Consider the following 560-nt stretch of genomic DNA (forward strand, 5'->3'; position numbering starts at 1 on the left):
GGCGGGGATGGCGCCGGTGCCCGCCTTGGCCCCGTAGAGCTGCCGCCCGGTCGCCACGTCCACCACCGCGCCCGCGCGCAGCGGCCCGAGCGCGTCGTCCCGCAGCAGCGGTTCGAGGGCGTCGGCGAGGCCCGGCCCGGTGGGCACCGGGACGGACCGCTCGCCGGTGTCCGGGCTCGGGGACGCGAGGGGCGCGCCGAGCGGGGCGAGCACGGGGGACGCGCCGGGCGCCCGGGCCGGGTCCGGGCCGGGCCGGCCGTCGTCGCCCGGGTGCGCTCCGGAGGCGGCCCGCTGGCGCTCGGCCGTACGCTGGCCGGAGTCCCAGGGACCGGCCGCGACCACGCAGGTCGCCGCGACCGCGAGGCCGACCACGGCGGAACCCGCCGCGAGCAGACCCGTTCGACGCTGCTCCACGGTGGCCGCCCGCCACGGGCCCGACCACCCGCTCAACCGCCATCTGGCCTCGTCAGGCATCTTCGAGCAGCCCCTTTCGCAACCACACACCTGCGTGAGGGACACTTAACCACCCGAACTATGTGCTGATCATGGAGGAGCCACCC

The 560-nt window shown here is 77.9% G+C and carries 1 pseudogene; it reads right to left on the reverse strand.

Features of this window, described 5'->3' with window-relative positions:
* Positions 1–474, reverse strand: a pseudogene (locus tag KUM32_RS41705) (D-alanyl-D-alanine carboxypeptidase); the annotation flags it as partial.
* Positions 475–560: the final 86 nt, after the last annotated feature.

This window comes from Streptomyces sp. AC627_RSS907 (genome assembly GCF_019049165.1).